At 73.7% G+C, this 659-nt stretch carries 2 protein-coding genes; both read left to right on the top strand.

Annotation, left to right across the window (positions count from 1 at the left end; genetic code table 11):
- The coding region (locus ACKVMH_RS13590; RefSeq protein WP_412700677.1) for a hypothetical protein at positions 1-428 on the top strand (428 nt) is incomplete at its 5' end.
- Positions 415-659: DUF3106 domain-containing protein (locus ACKVMH_RS13585; protein ID WP_412700676.1), on the top strand; the 245-nt coding region annotated here is incomplete at its 3' end. The genes ACKVMH_RS13590 and ACKVMH_RS13585, both read left to right, overlap by 14 nt.

Below are 659 nucleotides of genomic sequence, written 5' to 3'. Positions count from 1 at the left end.
GACGGCCGGCGCCGCGCGGCGTACTGACGGTGCTGAGGGGCCTGCTGGCGTTGGCCGCCCTGTTGTTCGCGGCTACCTTCCTGTGGCCCGAACGGTTCGGCGGGGCCGAACCCGGAACCGTCTCGCAGCTGGCCGACCAGGGCCCCGCGTCCAGGTACGGCGCCGACGCCGCGCTGGTCTCGCACCGTGACTTCGAACTGCTGGCCGACCCCGAAGGTTTGCAGGACGCCCGCGAGCTCGCGTTCCACAGCTGGCTGGCCGCGCAGGGTGCCAACACCCCACTGCCCGGGGCCGAACCCGGCCCGGTGCGTGAAGACGGACCGACGGCTCCGCCGGAAGATGGATTGCAGGGAGGCGTCGATGGGGCCGGCGCCGCGGCCGGCATGGTCGAGGTGCCTCTCGGAGAGACCGCCAATGAACCGGGTTGAGGCATGCCTGCGCCGGATGGTCGTGGCCGTCGTGCTCGCCGGACTGGCACCCGCCGCGGTGGCCACGCCGCCGGTGCTGGACGATTTCGACGACGTGTTGCCGCGGCTCCAGCCCGAGCGGCGTGCCGGACTGCAGCGTCACGCCGAGCGCTGGGCCGGATGGACCGAATCCGAGCGCGCGGCGTTCGAGCAGCGTGCGGCCGAGTGGGATGCGCTGCCGGCGGCCGAGCG

The sequence above is a fragment of the Lysobacter zhanggongensis genome, assembly GCF_046638635.1.
Lineage (GTDB): Bacteria > Pseudomonadota > Gammaproteobacteria > Xanthomonadales > Xanthomonadaceae > Novilysobacter > Novilysobacter luteus.
The sequence above is the reverse complement of the archived record's forward strand: the minus strand, read 5'-3'. Positions and strand labels throughout refer to the sequence as shown.